17 protein-coding genes and 1 pseudogene are annotated in these 25,311 nt (G+C 68.9%); 7 read left to right on the forward strand and 11 right to left on the reverse strand.

The features are described 5' to 3' along the window. Positions 1 to 43 precede the first annotated feature (43 nt). The gene (locus tag BUB57_RS13845; protein WP_073068039.1) at positions 44 to 895 is read left to right on the forward strand and encodes an alpha/beta fold hydrolase; all 852 of its coding nucleotides are present in this window, start codon (positions 44 to 46) and stop codon (positions 893 to 895) included. Here BUB57_RS13845 and BUB57_RS13850 read toward each other — a convergent pair. The 3 genes from BUB57_RS13850 to thyX all read right to left on the reverse strand — a co-directional run bounded on the left by BUB57_RS13850 (position 843) and on the right by thyX (position 3,228). After that, entirely contained in the window at positions 843 to 1,607 is a 765-nt protein-coding gene (locus BUB57_RS13850; RefSeq protein WP_073068041.1) for a BglII/BstYI family type II restriction endonuclease, read from the reverse strand. The genes BUB57_RS13845 and BUB57_RS13850 overlap by 53 nt on opposite strands. After that, complete coding sequence (locus tag BUB57_RS13855) at positions 1,604 to 2,245, reverse strand: MT-A70 family methyltransferase (RefSeq protein WP_073068043.1); 642 nt, start codon at positions 2,243 to 2,245, stop codon at positions 1,604 to 1,606. Before BUB57_RS13855 ends, BUB57_RS13850 begins: the two co-directional genes overlap by 4 nt. Before the next feature lie 77 nt (positions 2,246 to 2,322). Then, on the reverse strand, positions 2,323 to 3,228 hold the full coding sequence (thyX, locus tag BUB57_RS13860) for an FAD-dependent thymidylate synthase (protein ID WP_073068045.1): 906 nt from the start codon (positions 3,226 to 3,228) through the stop codon (positions 2,323 to 2,325). Between the two features lie 93 nt (positions 3,229 to 3,321). Here thyX and BUB57_RS13865 point away from each other — a divergent pair, with 93 nt between their 5' ends. Further along, a complete protein-coding gene (locus BUB57_RS13865; RefSeq protein ID WP_073068047.1) occupies positions 3,322 to 3,744 on the forward strand; it encodes a VOC family protein in 423 nt (140 codons plus the stop codon). Positions 3,745 to 3,747: 3 nt separating this feature from the next. Here BUB57_RS13865 and BUB57_RS13870 read toward each other — a convergent pair whose 3' ends face one another. Together BUB57_RS13870 and BUB57_RS13875 are read right to left on the reverse strand one after the other, a co-directional pair. After that, entirely contained in the window at positions 3,748 to 4,284 is a 537-nt protein-coding gene (locus BUB57_RS13870; protein WP_084732161.1) for a MarR family winged helix-turn-helix transcriptional regulator, read from the reverse strand. A 58-nt stretch (positions 4,285 to 4,342) separates the two neighbouring features. Beyond that, a complete protein-coding gene (locus tag BUB57_RS13875; protein WP_073068049.1) occupies positions 4,343 to 4,633 on the reverse strand; it encodes an FAD assembly factor SdhE in 291 nt (96 codons plus the stop codon). A gap of 79 nt (positions 4,634 to 4,712) precedes the next feature. Here BUB57_RS13875 and BUB57_RS13880 point away from each other — a divergent pair, with 79 nt between their 5' ends. The 3 genes from BUB57_RS13880 (at position 4,713) to BUB57_RS13890 (ending at position 7,939) form a co-directional block, all read left to right on the forward strand. Further along, the gene (locus BUB57_RS13880) at positions 4,713 to 5,915 is read left to right on the forward strand and encodes a pyridoxal phosphate-dependent aminotransferase (protein ID WP_073068051.1); all 1,203 of its coding nucleotides are present in this window, start codon (positions 4,713 to 4,715) and stop codon (positions 5,913 to 5,915) included. A 65-nt stretch (positions 5,916 to 5,980) separates the two neighbouring features. Then, on the forward strand, positions 5,981 to 6,364 hold the full coding sequence (locus BUB57_RS13885; RefSeq protein ID WP_073068053.1) for a host attachment family protein: 384 nt from the start codon (positions 5,981 to 5,983) through the stop codon (positions 6,362 to 6,364). A 39-nt stretch (positions 6,365 to 6,403) separates the two neighbouring features. Further along, positions 6,404 to 7,939 carry a phospholipase D-like domain-containing protein gene (locus BUB57_RS13890; protein WP_073068055.1) on the forward strand — a complete coding sequence of 512 codons (1,536 nt, stop codon included), beginning with the start codon at positions 6,404 to 6,406 and terminating at the stop codon, positions 7,937 to 7,939. A gap of 104 nt (positions 7,940 to 8,043) precedes the next feature. On the opposite strand, the gene BUB57_RS13895 is transcribed toward BUB57_RS13890, so the two are convergent. Continuing rightward, on the reverse strand, positions 8,044 to 10,179 hold the full coding sequence (locus tag BUB57_RS13895; protein WP_073068083.1) for a malate synthase G: 2,136 nt from the start codon (positions 10,177 to 10,179) through the stop codon (positions 8,044 to 8,046). A gap of 99 nt (positions 10,180 to 10,278) precedes the next feature. Between BUB57_RS13895 and BUB57_RS17270 the strand changes: the two genes are divergently transcribed. Beyond that, entirely contained in the window at positions 10,279 to 11,049 is a 771-nt protein-coding gene (locus BUB57_RS17270) for an IclR family transcriptional regulator (RefSeq protein ID WP_073068057.1), read from the forward strand. Between the two features lie 72 nt (positions 11,050 to 11,121). Here BUB57_RS17270 and BUB57_RS13905 read toward each other — a convergent pair whose 3' ends face one another. The 4 genes from BUB57_RS13905 to BUB57_RS13920 form a co-directional block, all read right to left on the reverse strand. Further along, positions 11,122 to 11,937, reverse strand: coding sequence for an NAD-dependent epimerase/dehydratase family protein (locus BUB57_RS13905; protein ID WP_073068059.1), 816 nt, complete (start codon positions 11,935 to 11,937; stop codon positions 11,122 to 11,124). Continuing rightward, positions 11,934 to 12,764, reverse strand: a complete 831-nt coding sequence (locus tag BUB57_RS13910; RefSeq protein ID WP_073068084.1) for a glycosyltransferase — start codon at positions 12,762 to 12,764, stop codon at positions 11,934 to 11,936. The genes BUB57_RS13905 and BUB57_RS13910 overlap by 4 nt, the downstream gene beginning before the upstream one ends. Then, positions 12,764 to 13,978 carry an NAD-dependent epimerase/dehydratase family protein gene (locus BUB57_RS13915; RefSeq protein ID WP_073068061.1) on the reverse strand — a complete coding sequence of 405 codons (1,215 nt, stop codon included), beginning with the start codon at positions 13,976 to 13,978 and terminating at the stop codon, positions 12,764 to 12,766. The genes BUB57_RS13910 and BUB57_RS13915 overlap by 1 nt, the downstream gene beginning before the upstream one ends. A gap of 239 nt (positions 13,979 to 14,217) precedes the next feature. Next, positions 14,218 to 15,876 (reverse strand): alpha-D-glucose phosphate-specific phosphoglucomutase, encoded by a 1,659-nt coding sequence (locus tag BUB57_RS13920; protein ID WP_073068063.1) that lies wholly within the window; start codon positions 15,874 to 15,876, stop codon positions 14,218 to 14,220. Between the two features lie 259 nt (positions 15,877 to 16,135). On the opposite strand from BUB57_RS13920, the gene BUB57_RS13925 reads away from it, so the two are divergent. Then, positions 16,136 to 24,709 carry a glycoside hydrolase family 94 protein gene (locus tag BUB57_RS13925; RefSeq protein WP_143159735.1) on the forward strand — a complete coding sequence of 2,858 codons (8,574 nt, stop codon included), beginning with the start codon at positions 16,136 to 16,138 and terminating at the stop codon, positions 24,707 to 24,709. Positions 24,710 to 25,011: 302 nt separating this feature from the next. Here BUB57_RS13925 and BUB57_RS17180 read toward each other — a convergent pair. Beyond that, positions 25,012 to 25,191 (reverse strand): annotated as a pseudogene (locus tag BUB57_RS17180) (transposase domain-containing protein); the annotation flags it as partial. Between the last annotated feature and the right edge of the window lie 120 nt (positions 25,192 to 25,311).

Genomic DNA, 25,311 nt, shown 5'->3' on the forward strand with positions numbered 1-25,311 from the left:
CCCCGGACCCCGGGATATTTCAGGACAGAAGATGGAGGGTGAAATGGCGACGCAGTTCTTCACGGCGGCGGATGGTGCGCGGCTGGCCTATCAGGACGAGGGCGAGGGGCTGCCGGTCCTGTGCCTGGCCGGGCTGACCCGCAGCATGGACGATTTCGACTATCTGGCGCCGACGCTGGCGGATTGCCGGATGATCCGCATGGATTACCGCGGCCGCGGCCAGTCGGACCGGACCGGCGCCGCCACCTATACCGTGCCGCAAGAGGGCGCGGATGCATTGGCGCTGCTGGACCATCTGGGAATCGCGCGGGCGGCGATGATCGGCACCTCGCGCGGGGGGCTGGTCGCGATGTATCTGGCCGCCGTGGCCAAGGACCGGGTGCTGGGCGTCTGCCTGAACGACGTCGGCCCGGCGCTGCAGCGCGAGGGACTGGAGGCGATCGTGGATTACGTCGGCCGCCGCCCCGCCGCCAAGACCCTGGCCGAGGTGGCGCAGGCCCTGCCCCGGACGCTGCGCGGCTTCGGCGAGGTCCCCGAGGGCCGCTGGGAGGAAGAGGCCGCCCGGCTTTACCGCCAGGGCCCGGAGGGGGTGGAGCTGACCTACGACCCGGCGCTGCGCGAAGCCTTCCTCGCCGCCTTCAAGAACCCCGACGCCACCGCCTGGCCGCTGTTCGACGCGCTGGCCGGTCTGCCGGTGGCGCTGATCCACGGCGCGGGATCGGACCTGCTGGGCGAGGACACGGTGGCCGAGATGCAGCGGCGCCGGCCGGACATGATCTACGGCAAGGTCCCGGGGCGCGGGCATATCCCGTGGCTGGACGAGGGGGAGAGTGTGGCGGTGATCAGGGCGTGGGTTGGGGCGGTGCGGGATAGTCGGACACGCATTTCGGAGTGATGCCGAACGCGAGAACCGGGCACCCCCCGTTCCTTCCGGCATCGAGCCGGTAAAGCAGTTTGCCCATCCATGTCGTCGAGGCGCCGTATTTCTTGTAGACGTCGCCGGCCCCGGCGGTGCCGTCCTTGTTCAGCACCTTTCCCAGGCTACGAAAGAAGCTGTTGTCCAGCGATGTTCCGCGGGTGATGATCACCCCGACGTCGATGGCGCCTGCCTCATAAAAGGCTGAAAAAGCATAAAGATCGCGATCGTAGGTCTGGTCCTTGCTGTTCCATTCCAGATCCAGCGCAACTCGTCCATTGACAAAGTCGATGCGGTGGCCGTCCAGAAACCCTTCGCGGACGTAGCTGCTGTAGATCGTATTCCCCTTTGGCGGTTGCAGCTTCACATGCAAATCTGCCGAAATCCGCATCTCTCGCCATGTTTCGTCGAACAGCGTGTCCACATATTTGGCGATCACCGATTTGCTGCCGCCCGGAGTGCGGATCTGCCCGGTCGTGATGCTGAACCGGTCCAGCGCAGAGATGATTGCCATGAACTGTGAAGGAAAGCCGGTAGCGAGTATATTCGCCGCGTTCCGGTAGGAATAGACCTCGAACCGGTCCAGAACCGTTTCTGGGAGGAAGCCTCTCGCCAGATCGACAGGATCCGCGTTGCGCCCAAAGGAAACGTCATCAAGGCGCTCAATCGCCTGTTCGTCATCCTCGCTCATTCTGCGGCGGTGACTGATGAGTTGAACGCATAGGTCTTCCAGGTCGGCTGATAGCTGTCGTCAGCCTGATTGCCCCACACCGTCCAGCCCGTCCGCTCACCGCGCGCGAACAACTCCAGGTAGGGGCCGCGAGAGCAGGATTCAATTATGCGATACTGCTCGTCCGGTTTCCGCGAATGTTCCCGCTTGCGTGTCTTGATAAGGTCGCCATTGGGCTCTTCGGCTGATATAAAATTGACCTGCGAGCGCCCCGGCGCCAGCGTGCGCGCCGCCTTGCCCCGCACGCCGAACAGCAGAATTTCGGTGACGTTCCGAAAGTAGAAGCCAACGCCGCGGCCGTCCGGGCCACCATCCTTGCGGATTTTTTCCCATACGATATTGGATTTGTAATCGAAACCCCAAGCTTTCATCACCTGCAGCCCCTCGGGCAGCAAGGCATTGGGCACCCAGAGGTAGAGGTGCGCCGGGTCGTCCGCCAGTTGTACCACCGGCATGGCGCAGATATCGGCCAACGCCATGGTGGGATACCGGTTCAGCCGCTTGTGCTCCGGTGCAACCTTGCCGGTCTTGTTGGAGAACTGCCACGGCGGATCAGCCATGATCGTGCCGAATCGTTGTCCGGCGAGCTTGTCAAACATCCTGCGGCCTCGCTTGCTGTCCGTCCCAACATATAGGGGAGGAACGTTAAGGTCACGTTAAGATGCAGGGTCCACTATCACCCCCACACCCCCTCAAACTCCCGCCATTCTCCCTTGTTCATCCCGCTGTTTTCCTGCGTGACCGTCTCACCGACCAGCCGCCGCTTCAGCACCTCCACGCCTTTCCCGGACAGCTGCACCCCGCCCAGCCGGTAGTCCTCGAAGGCGGCGTAGGCCAGCGGCACCCAGTCCGCCACGATGCGGCACATCGTTTCCGCATAGGCGCGGATTTCGTATTGCGCGTGGGCGTCAGCGCGCAGGCGCAGGAAGTGGAACAGGTTGTGCAGGTCGGTTTTCCAGTACCATTGCGTATAGATATTCGCCGGCAGGTTCATGCGGGCCAGTTCGCGGGCCAGGCCCTGCTGGCCGTCCTGTGACAGCATTCCTTCGTAATGGTCGTAGCTGCGCATGGAATCCTCGCGCAGGATGTCCAGCACGCGCTGCGCCTCGGCGCCGGCAAGCACCTCGCCGCGGCCCTGGTTGTTCACCGTCGATTGCGCGGCCAAATGCTCGGGCGCGGGAATGTAGAACTCGCGGTCGAGGATCGAATAGCGGGCGGAATATTCGTTCACATTGGCGGTGCGGTGGCGGATCCACTGGCGGGCGACGAAGACCGGCAATTTCACATGAAACTTCACCTCGCACATCTCGAACGGCGTGGAATGCCAGTGCCGCATCAGATAGCGGATCAGCCCCTCGTCGTTCGACACCGCCTTGGTGCCGCGCCCGTAGCTGACGCGCGCCGCCTGCACGATGGCGCTGTCGTCGCCCATATAGTCGATGACCCGGATCAGCCCGTGGTCCAGCACCGGATGGGCGACGTAGAGGTGACGCTCCATCCCCTCGGCCACCGCGCGCAGGGTCGGGCGCGGGTTGGCGCGGGCGTCGTCGATTTCGGCCTGTTGTTCCGGGGTCAGGGGCATGGCGTCCTCGTTGCTCGTCTGCCCCCTGTCTCTAGCGTCCCGGCGCGCATCGTGCCACCATCAGCTGCTGCTGCTGCCAGAAGGAGTCCCAGAATGCGTTATCTGCACACCATGGTCCGGGTGAAGGACCTGGACGCCAGCATGGCGTTCTATCGGCTGCTGGGGCTGGAAGAGACGCGGCGGATCGACAACGAACAGGGCCGCTTCACGCTGGTGTTCATGGCGCCGCCCGGGCAGCCGGAAACCCCGGTCGAGTTGACCTGGAACTGGGACGGGGACGAGGGCCTGCCCTCGGACAGCCGGCATTTCGGGCATCTGGCCTATGAGGTCGACGACATCTATGCGACCTGCGCGCATCTGCAGGCGAACGGCGTCACCATCATCCGGCCGCCGCGCGACGGGCGCATGGCGTTCGTGCGCAGCCCCGACAACATCTCGATCGAGCTGCTGCAAAAGGGCGGCAGCCTGCCGCCGCAGGAACCCTGGACCAGCATGGGCAACACCGGCCACTGGTAGGCGTCAGTAGATATAGCGGATCTGGTCCGCCCAGAACCGCTCGACCCGCCGCCATTGCAGGTTCACCAGCCGGATCGGCGGGTCGTCCAGCACGCCCGAGGCCTGCAACCCCTCGGCATGGCGGGCGAACATCCGGCCGACGGTATCGCGGATCTCTTCGCCCTGCGGGGTCAGGCGGACGCGGACCGAGCGGCGGTCGAGGTCGCAGCGCTGGTGGTGGACATAGCCCATCTGCACCAGCTTCTTGAGATTGTAGCTGACGTTCGAGCCCTGATACATGCCGCGCGAGCGTAGCTCGCCCGCCGAAACCTCGGCCGTGCCCAGGTTGTACAGCAGCAGCGCCTGCACCGGGGTCAGGTCGGTCAGCCCCAGCCGCTCGAAATCGTCCTTGATCAGGTCCAGCATCAGCCGGTGCAGCCGGTCGAGGATCTGCAGGCTTTCCAGATAGGGTTCCAGCACGTCCGGCAGCCCGTAATCCGCGGGCGGCGCGGGCGCGGACTGCACGGGCGCAGCAGTTTTCAGCACGGCGAATCGGGTCATCTTGTCATCCGCTTGGCGTCGTCCCGACCCAAGCTGTCACGAAGACCCCAAGATTCGGTTAAGCGCCGCGAATCTCTTTCAGCCGGTCGCGGGCATGGGCCGCGATGCGGTCCATGATCGGCCCCAGCGCCTGCGGCCCGGCGGCGCGCCCGGCCAGCCGCGCGGTGATCCAGGGGTAAAGCTCCTGGTCGTTTTCATCCAGCAGGCGCTCGTATTCGTCCAGCGCCTCGGGCCCCAGCCCGGCCAGCTCGGCATCGGCGAACGGACCCAGGATCAGGTCCATCTCGCGGGTGCCGCGGCGCCAGCTGCGCATGGTCAGCCGCTTGAGGCGGGTGTCGTGGTTCTCCATCCGAAAACTCCGTGCGGCTTGCGACTTGTCGGCGCACTGCATATCACCGGCGCGCCCCCTTCAACCCGCGAGGCCGCCGATGAGCTTTCTGTCCCAGACCCTTGCCCGCGTCAAACCCTCGTCCACCATTGCGATGACCAATCTGGCGCGCGAGCTTGCGGCAGAAGGCCGCGACATCGTCAGCCTGTCGGCCGGAGAGCCGGATTTCGACACCCCCCTGCATATCCGCGAGGCCGCCAAGGCCGCGATCGACGCCGGCCACACCCGCTATACGGCAGTGGACGGCATCCCGGAACTGAAGCGGGCGGTCGCGGACAAGTTCCGCCGCGAAAACGGGCTGGACTATGCGCCGCAGCAGGTCACCGTCGGCACCGGCGGCAAGCAGATCCTGTATAACGCGCTGATGGCGACGCTGAACCCGGGGGACGAGGTGATCATCCCCGCCCCCTACTGGGTCAGCTATCCCGACATGGTGACGCTGGGCGGCGGCACCCCGGTGATCATCGCGGGCAGCATCGAAAGCGGCTATCGGATCACGCCGGAACAGCTGGAATCCGCGATCACCCCGCGCACGAAATGGGTGATCCTGAACTCGCCCTCGAACCCGACCGGGGCGGGGTACGGAGAGGCCGAGATGCGCGGGCTGACCGATGTGCTGCTGCGCCACCCGCATGTCTGGGTGCTGGCCGACGACATCTATGAACATCTCGTCTACGACGATGTCCGCTTCGTCACCCCGGCGCAGGTGGAACCGCAGCTGATCGAGCGCACGCTGACCATGAACGGGGTCAGCAAGGCCTATGCGATGACCGGCTGGCGCATCGGCTATGGCGCGGGTCCGGTGGAGCTGATCCGCGCGATGGCGAACGTGCAGTCGCAATCGACCTCGAACCCCTGCTCGATCAGCCAGTATGCGGCGCTGGCCGCGCTGACCGGGCCGCAGGATTACATCGCGGAAAGCCGCGCGGTGTTCCAGCGCCGCCGCGACCTGGTGGTGGCCGGGCTGAACCAGTGCGAAGGCATCGACTGCCCGGTGCCGCAGGGGGCGTTCTACGTCTACCCCTCGATCGCGCGGCTGATCGGCCGGGCAACCCCCGAAGGCACCCGGATCACCGACGACCGGACCTTTGCCATGGAGCTGCTGAACGCCACCGGCGTCGCGGTGGTGTTCGGCGAGGCCTTCGGCCTGTCGCCGCATTTCCGCATCAGCTATGCTGCCTCGGACGCGCAGCTTTCCGATGCCGTCGCCCGCATCCGAGGCTTTTGCGGCAGCCTGCGCTAGGAACCGCGGCGGGCAGCTTGCGTTCCTTGGGATGACTCTCCCAGGCTGGCCGAAAGGATCGAAACATGCTGTCTCACAATGCGCTTGTCGTCGTCGCCGATGGGCACCAGGCGGTGCTGCTGCGCAACATCGCCAAATACGGGATCGAACTTCAGGAACAGGAACGCATCGGCCCCGCGCATCTGCAGGACGAAAGCCAGGGCAGGCAGCCCGAAGAGACCACCCCCCGCGACGAGGACGAGGCGACCTTTGCCAAGCAGCTGACCGAGCGGCTGAACCGCATGGTGCTGCAAAACAAGGTCGATGAGCTCGCGGTGATCGCAGACCCCTCGACTCTGGGGGTGATGCGCAAGAATTATCACAAGATGCTGGAACAGAAGCTGGTCAAGGAACTGCCCAAGACCCTGACCTCTGCCAGCGCCGAGGAAATCGCCCGCGCCCTTGCCTGACCGGCCGGCGCGCCGGGCCGCAACGCAGCGCGGGGACGAATGGAACTGCTGGCGATTTCCGTCATGCTGGCGATGGCGGTGCTGGTGCTGCACATCGTCTATCGCCCGCCGCCGCTGGCCGGGCGCTCGGTTTCCTCCGCGCTGCGGCTATCGGCGGAGACGCGGCTGGGGCGGCTGGTGCTGTCGGCCGCGCCCCATCACCCCCACGACAGCGGCGTGGTCGCGCTGGACGACGGGCGCGACGCATTCGCCGCCCGCGTCGCCCTGATCCGCGAGGCCGACCACGCGCTGGATATCCAATATTACATCTGGCAGCGCGACCTGACCGGGCTCTTGCTGATGAACGAGCTGCGCCAGGCGGCCGCGCGCGGGGTGCGCATCCGGCTGCTGCTGGACGACAACGGCATCCCCGGGCTGGACCCGCATCTGGCGGAACTCGACGCCCTCCCCGGGATCGAGGTGCGGCTGTTCAACCCCTTCATCCTGCGCCGGCCCAAGGTGCTGGGGTTCCTGTTCGATTTCGTGCGGCTGAACCGGCGGATGCACAACAAGCTGATGGTGGCCGACGGCGCCGCGGCGATCCTGGGCGGGCGCAACGTGGGGGACGTCTATTTCGCTTATGGGCCGGGGCGGCACAACCTCGATACCGACGTGCTGGCCATCGGCCAGGTCGCGGACGAGGCCGGGGCCGATTTCGACCGCTACTGGGCCTCACTCTCGGCCTATCCGGCCCGGCTGATCCTGCCCCCGCCGCCGCCCGAAGGCGTGATCGACGCCGAGCTGACGGCCGCCTGCGCGCAGCCCGACGCGGTCTCCTATGCCAGGGCGGTGGCGGAACGGCCGCTGACCCACGACATCGCCTCTGGCCGGGCGGGCTTTGTCTGGGCGCCGGTGACGCTGATCAGCGACGATCCCGCCAAGGGGCGGGGCCGGCTGCCCGCACAGGACCTGATGATTGCGCGGCTGGCCGAGATGCTGGCCAACCCCGCCCGCTCGGTCGATATCGTCTCGCCCTATTTCGTGCCGGGCCACCGCTTCACCCGGCGGCTGGTGCAGCTGGCGGCCGAGGGCTGCCGGGTGCGGGTGTTCACCAACTCGCAAGAGGCGACGAACCAGCTGGTGGTCCATTCCGCTTATGTGAAATACCGCCCCGCGCTGATCGACGGCGGCGTCCAGCTTTACGAGATGCGCGCCTCGCCCGACCGCCCGCCCGAGCCGCGCACCACCGGCAGCAGCGCCTCGCATGAAAGCCTGCACTCCAAGACCATCTCGGTCGATGACCAGAAACTGTTTATCGGCTCGTTCAACTTCGACCCCCGCTCGGTGTTCCTGAACACGGAAATGGGGGTAGTGATCGACAGCCCGCAGGTAGCACGGACAATGACCCGGATGCTGGACGACACCCTGCCCGCGTTCAGCTATGCCCCCGCCCGCGACGCGAGCGGCCGCATCGTCTGGCGCGAACAGACCACCGACGGCCCCGCGATCGAGCGCGCCCGCGAACCCGGCGCCCGCGCCCGCAGCCGCGCCACGCTGTGGCTGATGGGCCGCCTGCCGATCGAGTGGCTGCTGTAGCGGCCCGCCACGTTGCCGCCGCAACGATCACGCTCTGCGGCTTTCATCGTGGCACAAATATCCCGTGGCTCGGGGGCGCGAAGCCCCCGGTCCGACGCCAAACCCTATCGCGCGCCCGCCTTCACCGCCCGCCGCGCCGCGTGCAGCAGCGGCTCGGTATAGCCCGAGGGCTGTTCGGCCCCGGTCAGGATCAGGTCGCGCGCGGCGCGGAAGGCCGCCCCGTCCAGCCCCGGCGCCATCGGCCGATAGGCGGCGTCGCCGGCGTTCTGCGCATCGACCTTGGCAGCCATGCGGGCCAGCGATTCCTCGACCTGCGCCCGGGTGATGATCCCGTGCTTCAGCCAGTTGGCCAGATGCTGGGCCGAGATTCGCAGCGTCGCCCGATCCTCCATCAGCGCCACGTCGTTGATGTCGGGCACCTTGGAACAGCCGATGCCCTGATCGACCCAGCGCACCACATAGCCCAGAATCGACTGGCAGGAATTGTCGATCTCATGCGCGATCTCGGCCTCGGACAGGTTCTCGCCGGCCAGCAGCGGCGGCGTCAGCAGCGCGTCCAGGCTGGCGCGGGCGCGGCTGCGCAGGCTCTCCTGCACCGCCGCCACCGCCACCTGATGGTAATGCGTCGCGTGCAGCGTCGCGGCGGTGGGCGACGGCACCCATGCCGTATTCGCCCCGGCCTGCGGGTGGCCGATCTTGGCTTCCAGCATCTCACCCATGTCGTCGGGCTTGGCCCACATGCCCTTGCCGATCTGCCCGCGCCCGGCCAGCCCCAGCGCCAGCCCCACATCGACGTTCCCGGCCTCATAGGCGGCCAGCCATTGCTGGTCCTTCATCCTTGCCTTGGGCGCCATCGGCCCGGCCTCCATCGAGGTATGGATCTCGTCCCCGGTGCGGTCCAGAAAGCCGGTATTGATGAACACCACCCGGTCCTTGACCTGTTCCAGACAGGCGGCGAGGTTGGCCGAGGTGCGGCGTTCCTCGTCCATCACCCCCAGTTTCACCGTGTTGGCGGGCAGGCCGAGGATCCGTTCGACCATGCCGTAAAGCCGCTCGGCAAACCCGATCTCTTCGGGGCCGTGCATCTTGGGCTTGACCACATAGACCGAGCCGGTGCGAGAGTTGCGCCCGCCGCCTTCGCCCAGGTCATGCATGGCCGCGGCGACGGTCACCAGCGCATCCATGATCCCTTCGGGGGTTTCCTGCCCGTCCAGCAGCACCGCATCGGTGGTCATCAGATGGCCCACGTTGCGCACCAGCAGCACGGCGCGGCCGGGGTGGGTGACCTGATTACCCTGCGGGTCGGTATAGGTCACGTCGCCGGCCAGCCGCCGGGTCATCTCGCGCCCGTTCTTGGTGAAGCTCTCCACCAGATCGCCGCGCATCAACCCCAGCCAGTTGCGGTAATTGGCAACCTTGTCCTCGGCATCGACGGCGGCGACGGAATCCTCGAAATCCTGGATCGCGGTCAGGGCGGATTCCAGCAGGATATCGGAAATCCCGGCGGCATCGTCGCGGCCGATGGCGGTCGCGCGGTCGATCACCAGCCGGATCAGCAGACCGTTGACCCGCAGGAACACATCCTCGCCCGCGGTCCCGGCGAATTGCGCGGAATCGGCCAGCCCGACCTCGCTCCCGGGGGTTGAGGCGACCAGCCGCCCGTCCCGTGCCGAAATCCCGGTGATCTCACCCCAGGACGCCCCCGCCAGCGGCGCCACCCGGTCCAGATGCGCCCGCGCCCAGGCAATCACCTGCGCGCCTCGCGCGGGGTCATAGCCGCCCGGCGCCGCCTGACCCGGCAGCGCATCGGTGCCGTAAAGCGCATCATAGAGCGAGCCCCAGCGCGCATTGGCCGCGTTCAGCGCGAAACGGGCATTGCCGACCGGCACCACCAGCTGCGGCCCGGCCAGCTGCGCCAGCTCGGGGTCCACGTTTTCCGTGCCGATGGCAAAGGGGGCGGGCTCGGGGACCAGATAGCCGATCTCGCGCAGGAACGTCTGATAGGCGGCGCCGTCATGGGGCTGGCCGCGGTGCGCGCGGTGCCAGTCGTCGATCTGGCGCTGTAGCGCGTCGCGCCGTTCCAGCAGGGCGCGATTGGCCGGGACCAGCTCCCGCAGCAGCTCGGCATAGCCGCGCCAGAAATGGTCGGGCGTCACGCCACCGGTCAGGACCTCGCCCTCGACCAGCGCGGCCAGCGGCGCCGCGACCTGCAAAGCTGCACGCTCGACGTATTCGGACATCTCACCCTCCTTGATCCTGCGCATGGCATAGCATCGGCGGTCGTGGCAGGTGACATCCTCGGCAGAGTTTCCCATCATGCGGCAAGAACGGAGGGTGAGATGGCCGAAAACGGGGTGCAATCGGTCGCCCGCGCCCTGTCGCTGATGCGGCTGCTGGCGCAGGGGGACGGCGGCAGCCGGCTGAGCGATCTGGCGCGGGCGGCGGGGCTGCCGGTCTCGACCGCGCACCGGCTGCTGACCACGCTGGAGCAGCAGGGCTTCGCGCAGTTCGAGCCGGCGTCCGCGCTGTGGCATGTCGGGCGCGACGCCTTCACCGTCGGGCTGGCCTATGGGCGGCGGCTCAGCTTCGTGGCGCCGGCGCTGCCGCTGCTGCGGCGGCTGCGCGACGCCACCCGCGAAACCGCGAATCTGGGGATCCTGGACGACGACCAGCTGGTGACGATCAGCCAGGTCGAAAGCCGGGAAATCCGCCGCGCGCTGTCGCCCCCCGGCCGCCGGGTGCCGGTGTTCTGCTCGGCCATGGGCAAGGCGATCCTGGCAACCTGGCGCGACGACGAGGTGCTGGCGCTGGCCGACCGCGCCGGGCTGCCGCCGCTGACCACCAAAAGCCTGCGCACGCGCGAGGCGGCGCTGGCCGAGATCGCCCGCACCCGCGCCCGCGGCTGGGCGCTGGACGACGAAGAGTTCAACCTGGGGATGCGCTGCCTGGCCGCGGTGGTCTGGTCGCCGCAGGGCGAGGCCGCCTGCGCCATCTCGATTTCCGGCGCCGCCGTTCGGCTGACCGAGGACCGGCTGGACCCGCTGGGCCGGCTGGTCGCACAGGCGGCGCAAGAGCTGACCCTGGTGCTGGGCGGGGTGGCGCCGGGGTGAGTTGCACGGCCGGCCCGGGGGCTTCGCGCCCCCGGACCCCCGCGGGATATTTTCATGATGAAGAAGCTGCGGTCAGGGGGTGTTAACGGAGAGCATGGCAGGCAGGGTTTTCCGCAGCAGCGGCCAGCCGCCGGGGCGCCAGCCCATCGCGGCCAGGCGTTCGCAGGACATGGCGGAGACAGGGGTCTCCGCGCGCGGCGGCAGCGGGTGCGGGCAATCGGTCAGGCGGCGGAGCTCGGCCAGCAGGTCGTGGCGGTCCAGCGTCAGGTCCGAGGCGTTGAACGCGCCGGTTGCGCCGTGGTCGAGGATCAGCAGGGCAGCGGCGGCAAGGTCGTCGCCGTGCAGTTCCGTAGCGATCCGGGGGGCGATGGGTTGCCCGGCAAGGTAATCGGCGAAAAGCCCGGTCCATTTATGCCCCGCGCCGGGGCCGTAGATGCCGGTGGCGCGGATGCTGGCGGTGGCAAAGCCGGGGCGGGAAAGCGCCGCCAGCCCGGCCTCGGTGTCCGCCTTGATGCGGCCATAGAGGCTGTGCGGCGCGGGTCTGGTGCCGTCCGGCAGCGGCGTGCCGGCGGGCAGCGCGTCATAGACCGCGCGCGAGGACAGGAACACCACCTGCGCCACCCCCACCGCCCGCGCCTGTTCGAACAGGCGCAGCGAGGCGTCGCGGTTCAGCGCGACAAAGCCCTCGGGGTCGTCGCCCTCGCCGCCGCGATAGCGGCCGGGGACATGGGCGAACGCGGCGTGGATCAGCGCCTCGCAGCCCTCGAGCGGCGCGGGCTGGCCCAGCCGCCAGCCTTGCAGCGTCTCGACCCGGTGGCCCGCCGCCGCCAGCGCGCGGGTCAAGAAGCGGCCGACCAAGCCGCTGGCGCCGGTGACTGCGATCTTCACGCCGGGTCCGGCAGGTCGCGGCTGTCGGGCACCGGGCCCTCGCCGGCATAGGCGCGCCACAGCTCGATCAGCGGGCGCAACTGGTCGGCCTTCGCGTGGTCCTGCCACGGCTTTTCATACTGGAAATGCAGGACCTTGATGTCGCGCCAGCGCCACAGCTGCGGCATCGCGAACCACACATATTGCAGCATGTTGCAGAACACCGGCAGCCCGTGCCAGTCGGGGAAATATTCCTGCAGGAAGCTCTGGTCGGTGCGGCGCCAGAACACCCCAGGCACGTCCAGCCGCGCCAGCATGTCCTGAAACGTCGCCTGCGAGGGCCGCGCGGTGAACACGCCCGAGTTCATGCGGTGGAAATCGGCAAGGCTTTCATAGACATTCGGCGCCGCGCAGAACTCGGGGTAGTCGAACAGCTTGTCCACATTCTGCAGGACCAGAGCGTCGGCGTCGATGAACACCACCCGCGCGTAATCCAGCTGCCACAGCCGCAGCTTGGCGAAATTGTCCAGGGGCGTGTGGAAGGGCGGCTTTTCGCCCTTGGTAAAGGCGGCGCGGCCGTGCAGCGCCTCGCGCGCATGGGTGGCGTTGAACGCAGGCGAGGTCGGCAGCAGCTCGCAGCGCACCAGCCGCGCGCCAAGCGCGGACAGCGGCGCCAGATGCGCCGCCGCCACGTCGGTATGCAGGACGCAGATGTCCGCGTCCGTGCCCGACAGCACGATCGAGCGCAGCAGCGCCCGCGCGCCCAGCGCATAATCCGCGTTGGTGACCAGTGTCACGAAGGCGCGGTCGGACCGCGCCGGGCGGTCCGGTTGCAGCCCCTGCAAGATCACACGGCCCGCAGCTTGCGGCCCTCGGGGTCGTGGTCGACCCGCTGGGCGATGTCCTTGGTCCAGGCCGACACGGCGGGAACCCGCGAGCGGTCGATGCGGTGGGCGTATTTGCGGGCCACGTCCACGACCTCGGCCAGCAGCCCCTCTTGCAGGGTGATGGGGTTCAGGCCCAGCGCCAGGAACTGGTCGTTCTTGACGATCAGGTCGTTCTCGTCGGCCTCTTTGCGGGGGTTGGGCAGCAGCTTGACCTCGGCCCCGGTCATCTTGGCGACCAGATGGGCAAGGTCGCGGACCCGGTGGGTCTCGGTCATCTGGTTGAAGATGCGCACCCGCTCGCCGGCCTTGGGCGGATCGCCCAGCGCCAGCTCGATGCAGCGCACGCTGTCCTGGATATGGATGAAGGCGCGGGTCTGGCCACCGGTGCCGTGCACGGTCAGCGGATAGCCGATCGCCGCCTGGATCAGAAAGCGGTTCAGCACCGTGCCGTAATCGCCGTCATAGTCGAAGCGGTTGATCAGCTGTTCGTGGCGGCGGGTCTGGTCGGTATGGGTACCCCAGACGATGCCCTGATGCAGGTCGGTAATCCGCAGCCCGTCGTTCTGCGCATAGAACTGGAACAGGATCTGATCGAGGCTTTTCGTCATGTGATAGACCGAGCCGGGGCGGGTCGGATACAGGATCTCCATCCCCTTCTTGCCGCTGGGCGTGTCGATTTCCACGTCCAGATAGCCCTCGGGGATCGGGGCGCCGACGCTGGAATAGCCATAGACCCCCATGGTCCCCAGATGCACCAGATGCGCGTCGATCCCGGTTTCCACCAGCGCCGCCAGCAGGTTGTGAGTGGCGTTGACGTTGTTGTCGACGGTGTAGACCTTGTGGCGGTCGGTCTTCATCGAATAGGGCGCGGCGCGCTGTTCGGCGAAATGGATCACCGCATCGGGGCGATGGTCCAGCAGCCACTGCTTGAGCCGCTCGTATTCCTTGGCGAGGTTCAGCAGGTGGAACTGGATGGTGTTGCCGCTTTCCTGTTTCCAGATCCGGCAGCGTTCCTGGATCGAATCCATCGGGGTCAGCGACTGCACGCCCAGTTCGGTGTCGATCCAGCGGCGCGACAGGTTGTCGACGATATGGACCTCATGTCCCAGGCTGGACAGGTGCAGCGAGGTGGGCCAGCCCACGAAGCCGTCGCCCCCAAGAACCGCGATGCGCATGAAATCTTCCTTGTATCCCCGGCCTCGCGGCCGCGTGATTGAAACCGCATTCGCCCGCAGGGTGATGCTTCCGGAACAAGCCGGCAAGGGGGGTCAGGGTTCCACCCCAGCGCCCCCGGACCGCATCGGCGGGTTCCGGCCGGTGGCGGTCGTGCCGGGTGGATGGAGGCGGGGCCAGCCCCCGCGCCCCCCGGGGTATTTCAGCCAGAAAGAAGCGATATCGGTGGCTTGGCGGAACGTCAGGTGGTCACATCCGGGCGGTCTCGGCCGGTGTGGCCGCGGATCAGGGCCAGCGCCTCGGCCGCCGCGATCACCGGGGCCAGCGCGGTTTCGGGGGCAAGCCCGTGGTCCTCGCCCGGGGCGGCGTGGCGTTCCAGATAGACGCGCAGGGTCGCGCCCTCGGTCCCCGTGCCCGACAGCCGCAGCACCACGCGGCTGCCGTCGGTGAACATCACCCTGATCCCCTGATGCGCCGAGGTCGAGCCGTCCACCGGGTCGTGATAGGCGAAATCATCGGCGGATTCGACGCGCAGCCCGGCGAACTCCTGCCCCGGCAGCGCGGGCAGCAGCGCGCGCAGCCGCGCGATCAGCGCCTCGGCGCGGTCGGCGGCGACGGCCTCGTAATCGTGGCGGCTGTAATAGTCGCGGCCGTATTCCGCCCAATGCGCCGCCATGATGGCGGCGACCGGCTCGCGGCGGGCGGCGAGGATGTTCAGCCACAGCAGCACCGCCCACAGCCCGTCCTTTTCGCGCACGTGGTCCGAGCCGGTGCCGGCGCTTTCCTCGCCGCAGATGGTGACGCGGCCGGCGTCGAGCAGGTTGCCGAAGAACTTCCAGCCGGTCGGGGTTTCGTACATCCCCACCCCGCGGGCGGCGGCCACGCGGTCGGCGGCGCGGCTGGTCGGCATCGAACGCGCGATGCCCCGGATCCCCGCCGCATATCCGGGCGCAAGCGCCGCGTTCGCCGCCAGCACCGCGAGGCTGTCCGAGGGCGTCACATACACCCCCCGCCCCATGATCATGTTGCGATCCCCGTCCCCGTCCGAGGCGGCGCCGAAATCCGGGGCCTCCGCGCCCATCATCAGATCGAACAATTCCCGCGCCCAGACCGGGTTCGGGTCCGGGTGGCCGCCGCCGAAATCGGGCAGCGGCACCGCGTTCACCACGCTGCCGGGGGCGGCGCCCAGCCGACGCTCGAAGATCTCGCGCGCATAGGGGCCGGTCACCGCGTGCATGGCGTCGAAGCGCATGGTGAAGCCGCCCGCGAACAGCGCCCGTATCGCGTCGAAGTCGAACAGCCGCTCCATCAGCGCGGCATAATCGGCCACCGGGTCGATGATCTCGACCTCGGTTGCGCCCAGCTGCCGGCAGCCCAAGGTGGACAGGTCCAGATCGGCGCTGTCCAGCGTGCGGTAAGCATCGATCTCAAGACTGCGGGCGTGGATCGCCTCGGTCACCGCTTCGGGGGCGGGACCGCCGTTGGGACCGTTGAACTTCATCCCGAAATCCTGGTCCTCGCCCCCCGGGTTGTGGCTGGCCGACAGGATGATGCCGCCATCGGCGCCATGCAGCCGGATCAGGTTCGAGGCCGCCGGCGTGGACAGGATCCCTCCCTGTCCCACGATCACCCGCGCCGCCCCGTTCGCCGCCGCCATCCGCAGGATCACCTGGATCGCGGCAGCATTGAAGAACCGCCCGTCGCCGCCCAGCACCAGCACCCGGCCCGCCAGCCCGCCGATGGCGTCGAACACCGACTGGGTGAAGTTTTCCAGATAGCCCGGCTGCATGAACACTCGCGTCTTCTTGCGCAGCCCCGAGGTGCCGGGTCGCTGCCCCTGAAACGGGCTGGTGGCGACGGTGATCGGGGCCGGCGCGGGGCTGTCGGGCGATGCGGGCATATTGGCAATTCCTTGCGGGCAATGGTCTGTTTGTCCCATAACGCAGCCATCGCCCCCGCAACAGGCCCCGCACTGGGCAGAGGCCCCGCCCATGCGCCCCGGTAGATCGGCGGGGGCGGGCGGATCGGGAACCCGGGCGCAACGCCGGGGCTTTGGAAGATGTCGCCCCCCGTCCCGGCGGCCCGGAACGGACCGACACGGACCGGAACGGACATGCCGGGGCAGCTGCAAGAAGGGGACGGTCACGACGGGACAGAAGATGCCATTAAACCATGCCCGGATGCCGCGCGGCCATCGCAGCGGCAACAGCCTGAAACAGGCGGTCCAGCGGCTGCGCAGCCGCGCGGGCGGGACCAACGGCGCCCTGCGCCGCAGCCAGCCGCTGGCCTGGGACGCGATGCCGCCGCCGATCCGCTTCGACATCTGGACCGGCAGTTCGCTGCGCGACGCGGGGCGCGAGCTTGCCGCCACCGCCCTGCCCGACCTGCCCGAGGCCCCCAGGAACCTGGTCGCGCGGCTGGTCGACAACCAGTCCGCCATCCGCCACAACTATCTGCAGACCGTCGCGGCCGAGGAACAGGACGAGCCGGTGACCCCGGCCGCCGAATGGCTGATCGACAACCACCACATGGTCGAGGAAAACCTGCGCCAGCTGCGGCAGGCGTTTTCGGCCGGGTTCCTGAACCGGCTGCCGCGGGTGCGGCTGTCGGGCGGCAGCCACGCGCCGCGCAGCCTGGTGCTGGCGTGGTATTTCATCGCGCTGACCAACTCCGAGATCACCGAGGACGCGCTGGCGCAGTTCCTGGGCGGCTATCAGTCGGTGGTGACGCTGGACATCGCCGAGCTGTGGGCGCTGCCGGTGTTCCTGCGCTACATGCTGGTCGAGAACCTGCGGCGGCTGTCGGACCGCGTGGCCTCGGCCCGGGTGCGCCGGGCGCTGGCCAACGACATCGCCGACCAACTGACCGGGGTCGAGGGTCCCGGCGCCGCCGCCGCGGTGATCGAGCAAAGCGGCGCGCTGGTCACCGACGACACCGTGGCCGCGCAGCTTTACTATCGCCTGCGCGACGGCGGCCCCGCGGCGCAGGCCGCGCTGCTGGCGCTGGAAGCGCGGCTGGGCGACGCCGAGGCGGGCGACCGCGCCGTGCAGGCCGAATACGCGCGCCAGTCCAGCGGCAACGTCACCGTGGGCAACATCATCCGCAGCCTGCGCCGCATGGGCGACATCGACTGGCTGGACTGGTTCGAAAGCGTCAGCGCCGTCGACATCCTGCTGGCGCGGCATACCGAGTTCGACCGCCTGGATCAGCCCACCCGCGCCAGCTACCGCAGCACCATCGAGCGTATCGCCCGCCGTTCTGCCCTGACCGAAACCGAGGTCGCCCGCCGCGCGATCGAGCAGGGCCGCGCCGACGCCGCGGCCGCCGAGGAACGCGGGCAGGCAGCAGGCGACGACGGCGGCGGCGGCCGGATCGAGGGCGAGCGGGTCGAGGTCGGGCATCTGCTGGTCGGCGACCACCGCCGCGGCTTTCGCGAATCCTGCACCTATCGCCCGACGCTGCTGGAACGGCTGTCGATCCCGCTGCGCAAGGCCGGGCTGTGGCTGATCGCGCTGCCGCTGGTCGGCATCACCGCGGTGCTGGTGGCGCTGCTCGGCTACGCGCTGCCCGGGCAGCTGCCCGGCTGGCAGCTGGCGGTGCTGCTGGCGCTGGTGACGCTGCCGGCGTCGGACACGGCGATGCAGGTGGTGTCGTTCCTGGCCGCACGCACCATCCCGCCCACCCGCCTGCCCGCCTATGACTTCCGCGAAGGCGTGCCGGCGCGGTTCCGCACGCTGGTGGTGATCCCCGGCATGATCACCTCGATGGATGCCATCGACGAGTTGGCCGAGATGCTGGAATCCCACTACCTCGCCAACCCGCTGGGCGAGGTGTCGTTCGCGCTGCTGACCGACTGGCGCGACGCGCCCTCGGAGACCATGCCAGAGGATACGCGGCTGTTGGCTCATGCCCGCGCCCGCATCGACGATCTGGCCGACCGCTATGACCACGGCGGCATCCGCCGCTTCTTCCTACTGCACCGGCGGCGGCTGTGGAACCCGGCCGAGGGCGTCTGGATGGGCTGGGAACGCAAGCGCGGCAAACTGGCGGAACTGAACCTGCTGCTGCGCGGGGTCGAGAATACCAGCTTCGTTCCCACCGGCCCCACGCCGCCCGAGGGCATCCGCTATGTGGTGACGCTGGACAGCGACACCCGCCTGCCGCGCGACACGGTGGCGGCGCTGGTCGGCAAGATGGCGCATCCGGTCAACCGCCCGGTCCATGCGGACGACGGGGTGGTGATCCGCGGCCACGGCATCATGCAGCCCCGGGTCACGCCCTCGCTGACCACGGGCCCCGAAGCCTCGGTGTTCCAGCGCATCTTTTCGGTGAACCGGGGGCTGGACCCCTACGTGTTCACCGTCTCGGACCTGTATCAGGATCTCGCGGACGAGGGCAGTTTTACCGGCAAGGGCATCTACGACGTGGATGCGTTCGAGCGTGCGGTCGCCGGGCGCATCGCCGAAAACGCGGTGCTGTCGCACGACCTGCTGGAAGGTTGCCTCGCACGCTCGGCGCTGGTCACCGATATCGAGGTGGTCGAGGATTTCCCCGTCCGCTACGCGACCGAGGCCAGCCGCCAGCACCGCTGGACCCGCGGCGACTGGCAGCTGCTGCCGATCATGTTCAGGCCGGGCAACGGGTTGTCGGGCCTGTCGCGGTTCAAGATGCTGGACAACCTGCGCCGCTCGCTGGTGACGCCGGCGTGGGTCGCGGCCTCGGTGCTGGGCTGGCTGGTGCTGCCGGGGGCCTGGCCGATCCTGTGGCAGGGGCTGATGGTCCTGCTGGTGGCGGCGGTGGCGGTGCTGCAGGTGGACCTGCGGGTGTTCCGGCCGGGCTACGGGGTGTCGTGGGACTATCACCTGCGGCACATGGCGCGCGACGCGATTTCCTATCTGACCCAGCTGGGGCTGCGGCTGGCCACCGCCGCGCACCGGGCGGCGGCGGCGCTGGACGCCATCGGCCGGGCACTGTGGCGGATGATCGTCACCCGCCGCCACCTGCTGGAATGGACCCCCGCGCGCGAGGCGGGCCAGGTCGACCCCAGCCTGCGCGGCGAATACCGCCGCATGATCGCCTCGCCGGTCATCGGGGCGGCGGCCATCCTTGCCGCGGCGGCGCTGAACCCGGTGGCGCTGCCGGTGGCGCTGGTCGTGGGGGGCGTGTGGATCGCCGCGCCCTGGATCATGGACCGGGCCTCGCGTCCGCTGCAGACCGAGGACCGGCTGCTGCTGTCGCCCGAGGACACCGCCGAGCTGCGCCGCATCGCCCGCCGCACCTGGCGCTATTTCGAGACCTTCGTCGGCCCCGACACCAACCACCTGCCCCCCGACAACTGGCAGGGCCGCCCCGAGCCGAAACTGGCCGAGCGCACCTCGCCCACCAATATCGGGCTGTACCTGATGTCGGTGATGTCGGCGCATGATTTCGGCTGGATCGGGCTCGACAGCGCGCTGGCGCGGATCGAGGCCACGATTTCCACCCTGGAACGCATGGCGCGGCTGCGCGGGCATTTCTTCAACTGGTACGACACCCGCACGCTGGCGGTGCTGCCGGCGCCCTATGTCTCGGCGGTGGACAGCGGCAATCTGGCGGGGCTGCTGATCGCGCTGTCCTCGGGGCTGCGCGGCTGGGCCGAGGCGGCGCCCTCGGTCCGGCGGCGGCGCACGGACGGGGTAGCCGATGCGCTGGCCAACCTCAGGCAGGAACTGGATCTTCTGCCGCAGGACCGGCGCAGCCTGCGCGAGCTGCGCCGGGCGCTGGACGGCGCCATCGAAAGCCTGCACGAGCTGCTGGACCAGACCGCCGGGCGCCCCATCTCGGACCCGGTGGCGCCGACGCAGCTGGTCGCCCGCTGCGCCGAGATCGCCCGGCTGGCGGCCGAGCTGGACGCCGCCACCGATGGCGAGGCCGCCGAGGCGCTGGCCTGGGCCGAGCTGCTGGAACGCGACGCCACCGACGCCATGGCCCCGATCGCCGAGGGCCGCGACGCGGTGGAAGCCTTTGCCCTGCGCACCCGGCTGCTGGCCGAGCGCGCCCGGATGCTGGCGTTCGAGATGGATTTCGGCCTGTTCATCCACCCCGACAAGATGCTGCTGTCGATCGGCTACCGGCCGCTGGACGACCAGCTGGATGACAGCTCCTATGACCTGCTGGCGTCCGAGGCGCGGCTGACCAGCTTCCTGGCCATCGCCAAGGGCGACATCCGCAAGGAACACTGGACGCGGCTGGGCCGCCCCTTCGCCACACTGGGCCACCAGAGCCTGCTGCTGTCCTGGTCGGGCTGCATGTTCGAATATCTGATGCCGCCCCTGCTGCTGAAGGAACGGCCGGGCGGGATCCTGAACCATTCCAACCAGATGGCGGTCCAGGCGCAGATCGAATGGGGAAAGTCGCACGGGTTGCCCTGGGGCATCTCGGAAAGCGCCTTCAACGCCCGCGACCACCACATGAACTATCAGTACTACGCGTTCGGCGTGCCCACGCTGGCGCTGAAGCGGGCGTTCGGCGAAAACGTGGTCGCGCCCTATGCGACCATCCTTGCCGCGCAGATCCGCCCGGAAGAGGCGGTGCGCAACCTGTCCGCGCTGCGTGAACTGGGGGCCGAGGGGCCGTTCGGCTTCTTCGACGCGGTGGATTTCTCGCCCGCACGGCTGCGCGAGGGCGACAGCCACGCGGTGGTGCGCAACGTCATGGCCCACCATCACGGCATGTCGATCCTGGCCATCGCCAACACGGTGATGGACGGCATCCACCGCGAACGCTTCCACGCCGACCCGGTGGTGCGGGCGTCGGAATTGCTGTTGCAGGAAAAATCGCCCCGCGACATCACCCCGGTGACCCGCGCGCCCTCGACCCGGGTGGCCGGGCGCGGCGCCACCCTGGGCACCGGGGACTCGCTGACCGTGGTGGACGAGCCCGGCCGCGCCGCGCGCGAGGTGGCGCTGATCTCGAACGGCGATTTCTCGACGCTGCTGTCCTCGACCGGGGCCGGGCGGTCGATGCTGGGCGGCATCGCGCTGAACCGCTGGACCCCCGACCCCGCGCAGGACGACGGCGGCATCTTCGTCTTTCTGCGCGACGTGCAGTCGGGCGAGTGGTGGTCGGCCACCCATTCCCCGCATTCCGGCCCGGACGAACGCGCCAGCGCAGTGTTTTCCGACCACAAGGCCGAGTTCTTCAAGACCGCCAACGCCATCGAGACGCGGCTCGAGGTCATCGCCGCCACCGAAAGCCACGCCGACGGGCGGCGGCTGACGCTGCGCAACCGCTCGGGGTCGGACAAGACCATCGAGATCACCTCCTACGGCGAAATCGTGCTGGACGACCCGGCCTCGGACCGCGCCCACCCGGCGTTTTCCAAGATGTTCGTGCAGACCGAGATCCGCGGCGGCGGCACAATGATCGCGGCCGAGCGGCGCCCCCGCGACCCGCACGGGCGGCCGCTGTATCTGGCGCATCTGATCGCCTGCCCCGACGGCGCCATCACCCCGGGGGCCGAGGCGGAAACCGACCGCCGCGCCTTTGTTGGGCGCGGCCGCTCGATCCGCAACCCGGCGGCCTTCGACCGCGGCGCCGCGCTGGGGGGCAACCAGGGGCACACGCTGGACCCGATCTTCGCCATCCGCCGCCGGATGCGGATCCCGGCGGGCAAGACCGTCTCGGTCATCTTCTGGACGCTGATCGCCGACAGCGCCGCCGAACGCGACCGGCTGGCCGCCCATTACGCCCGCCACGCGGTCTTTGAACACGAGCTGCGGCTGGCCTGGACCTGGTCGCAGGTGCAGCTGCGCCACCTGCACACCTCGCTGGAAGAGGTGCGGCTGTTCCGCGCCTATGCCGCGCTGCTGGTCTGGCCCGACCTGTCGATGGCGGCCACGCCCAAGCGGCGCACCGAGTTGGGCCCGCAAAGCGACCTGTGGCCGATGGGGATTTCCGGCGACGATCCCATCCTGCTACTGCGCATCGACAACGAGGCCGACCTGCCGATCCTGCGCGAGGCGCTGCGGATGCACGAGTTCCTGCGCCTGCGCGGCGTGCGCCACGACGTGGTGATCCTGAACGAGCGCGCCTCGAGCTATGTGCAGGACCTGCAGCACGCGATCCGCTCGCTGGTGGACATGGCGTTGCAGGCGGCGGGGCCGGGGGTGCCGCGCCATGTCCACGCGGTGCGCCGCGACCAGATTTCCAAGGCCTGTTTCGACACGCTGGTGTCGGCGGCGCGGATCGTGCTGCACACCCGCAACGGCCGGCTGGTCGACCAGATCGAGCGGCTGCGCGAGCCGCCGGTCCCCGCACCCCTGCCCCGCCGCCGCGACCGCCCGCGCCGCACCGCGCTGCCGGCGGTGGCCCCGGCCGAGCCCTCGCGCTCGCCGCTGCAGTTCTGGAACGGCTACGGCGGGTTTTCCCCGGACGGGCGCGAATACGTGCTGCGCATCGACCGCGACCGCCAGACCCCGCACCCCTGGATCAACGTGGTCGCGCGCGAGGATTTCGGCTTCCACGTCTCGGCCGAGGGCGCGCCCTACACCTGGGCGGTGAACTCGCGCGACTACCAGATCACGCCCTGGTCGAACGACCCGGTGGAAAACCGCCCCGGCGAGGCGATCCTGATCCACGACCCCGAAACCGGGCTGGTGGCCTCGCCCTTCCTGGGCCTGTCCGAGGACCCGCGCGCCGTGCACGAGATCGCGCACGGGCTGGGCTATTCGCGTTTCAGCGCCGATTACGGCTGGCTGACCATCGAGGCCACCATGACCCTGGCCGAAACCGGCCCGGCGCGGCTGACGCGGCTGCGGCTGCGCAACCGCAGCGGCCGGGCGCTGTCGCTGCAGCTGATCGCCTATGCCGAGCTGGTGCTGGGCACCGACCGCAGCCGCACCGCCGACAAGATCCAGACCCGCTTCGACCCCGGGCTGAACGCGGCCTTGGCGGTGAACCCGTTCTCGATCGAGCACGGCGGGCGCATCGCCGCCCTGGCCTGCGACCGCCCCGTCGCCGCCCATTGCGGCGACCGGCTGGCCTTTCTCGGCCGGTTCGGCGAGCTGTCGCACCCCGCCGCCCTGCGCCTCTGGCCCGCGGTCGAGGCCGCCGGCGACCCCTGCCTGGCGCTGCGCTGCGACCTGACCCTGCAACCCGGCGAAGAGCTAGAGACCACGCTGGTGCTGGCCAGCGCCCCGCACGACGATCTGCCCGCCGTGCTGGGCGCCGCGCTGGCGGACGGCGCCGCCAAGCGCGCGCTGGCCGCGGCGCGGGCGGATTGGGACGAGACCCTGGGCTGCCTGCAGGTGGACACCCCGGACAAGGCATTGAACCTGATGGTGAACCACTGGCTGCCCTATCAGGCGATCGCCTGCCGGATCCGGGCGCGCACGGCGTTCTACCAAGCCTCGGGCGCCTATGGGTTCCGTGACCAGCTGCAGGACACCAGCGCGCTGATCCTGCAGGATCCGGCGCTGTGCCGCCGCCAGATCCTCAACGCCGCCGCCCGCCAGTTCGTGGAAGGCGACGTGCAGCACTGGTGGCTGCCGCGGACCGGGGCCGGGGTGCGCACGATGATCTCGGACGACGTGATCTGGCTGGGCCACATCACCGCCCGCTATGTGACGGCGACGGGGGACGCCGCGGTGCTGGACGAGATGGTGCCCTTCATCACCGGCCCGCAGCTCGACCCCGGCGAACACGACCGCTATTTCCAGCCCGAGCCCGCGGGGGCCGAGGCCCCGCTTTACGACCATTGCGCGCTGGCGCTGGACCTTGCGATGCAGCGCACCGGCCCGCACGGGCTGCCGCTGATCCTGGGCGGCGACTGGAACGACGGGATGAACCGCGTCGGCGAACAGGGGCGCGGCGAGAGCATCTGGCTGGGCTGGTTCCTGTGCGACACCATCGCCAGTTTTGCGCCTCTGGCCCGCGCCCGCGGCGACCACGCCCGCGCCGACGCGTGGGAGGCTCATGCCGCCAGCGTCGCGCAGGCGCTGGACGAATCCGGCTGGGACGGCGCCTGGTATCGCCGCGGCTATTTCGACGACGGCACCCCGCTCGGCTCGGCCGGGAACGCCGAATGCCGCATCGACAGCATCGCGCAAAGCTGGGCGATGATTTCCGGCGCCGGCCGCCCGGACCGGGCGCAGGATGCGGTGTCCGAGGCGCTGGCGCAGCTGTTCGGCCGCGACGGGCAGCTGCTGCGGCTGTTCACCCCGCCCTTCCAGAACACCGATGCCGAGCCGGGCTATATCAAATCCTACCCGCCGGGGGTGCGCGAAAACGGCGGCCAGTACACCCATGCCGCGGCCTGGATGGTCTATGCGCTGGCCCGGGGCGGCGACGGCACCCGCGCGCATCGGCTGCTGCGGGCGCTGAACCCGATCAACCACGCGCTCGACGCGCGCTCGGCCGAGATCTACCGGGTCGAGCCCTATGTGGTCGCCGCCGACGTCTATGCCGCCCGCGACAAGATGGGCCGCGGCGGCTGGACCTGGTACACCGGCTCCGCCGGCTGGATGTACCGCGCCACGGTCGAGGGCCTGCTGGGCCTGCGCCGCCGCCCCGGCGGCATCGAGATCGACCCCAGCCTGCCCGAAGCCTGGCCCGGCTTCACCGCCACGCTGATGCTGGACGGAACAAGGCACGAGATCCGGGCCACCCGATCGGGCGCGGGCGTGGACATCACTCTGGACGGGCAGGGGGTCGAACGGGGATTCGTTGCGCTGAACGGGGGCGGAGCGGGCTGAACTGGGGCGGCGGTTCGGGAGTTTGATGAGGAGGATGTTTGACGATCAATCGACCTTTTAAATCGACTTTTTCCAGTTCTTCGCGGCAGATCCACCCATCCCGGCTGCCCACGAGGCCGTGCGGAGCTGATATGGTTGTCCTGACAATGATGAGTTGCCTTTCCATTGTCGATCTCAGCGGACCGGCTCCTCTCGTCGAACCCCCACCGGCCCGGCCTGAACCAGGCGGACGTCCTGAAGTTTGACGATGGACCCACTTTCTTCCAGTTAATTGGTAAACGTCCGGCCTGACCGCTACCGTTCCATCGCCACGGCAGCAGTTCATCAACCTTGGTGATTTTGTAGTCCGGGATGCGGGCGAGGATGTCTGCGAGCCAGGCGTATGGATCGACGGAGTTGAGCTTGGTCGTTTCGATCAGGGTGTAGGCAATGGCGGCGGCCTTGCCGCCTGCCTGGGAACCGACGAAGAGGTAGTTCTTGCGATTATGCAGAGGTCTCCATAACCGCAATTATGCACACCGCGTGATTATGCGCAGTTCGCTGAGGGAAGCGCCCGCAAGTGCCGCCGCGCTGGCGATTTTCAGCGCAACGAACTGCGCATA

Origin of the sequence: Paracoccus solventivorans (assembly GCF_900142875.1) — a bacterium.
GTDB classification, from domain to species: domain Bacteria; phylum Pseudomonadota; class Alphaproteobacteria; order Rhodobacterales; family Rhodobacteraceae; genus Paracoccus; species Paracoccus solventivorans.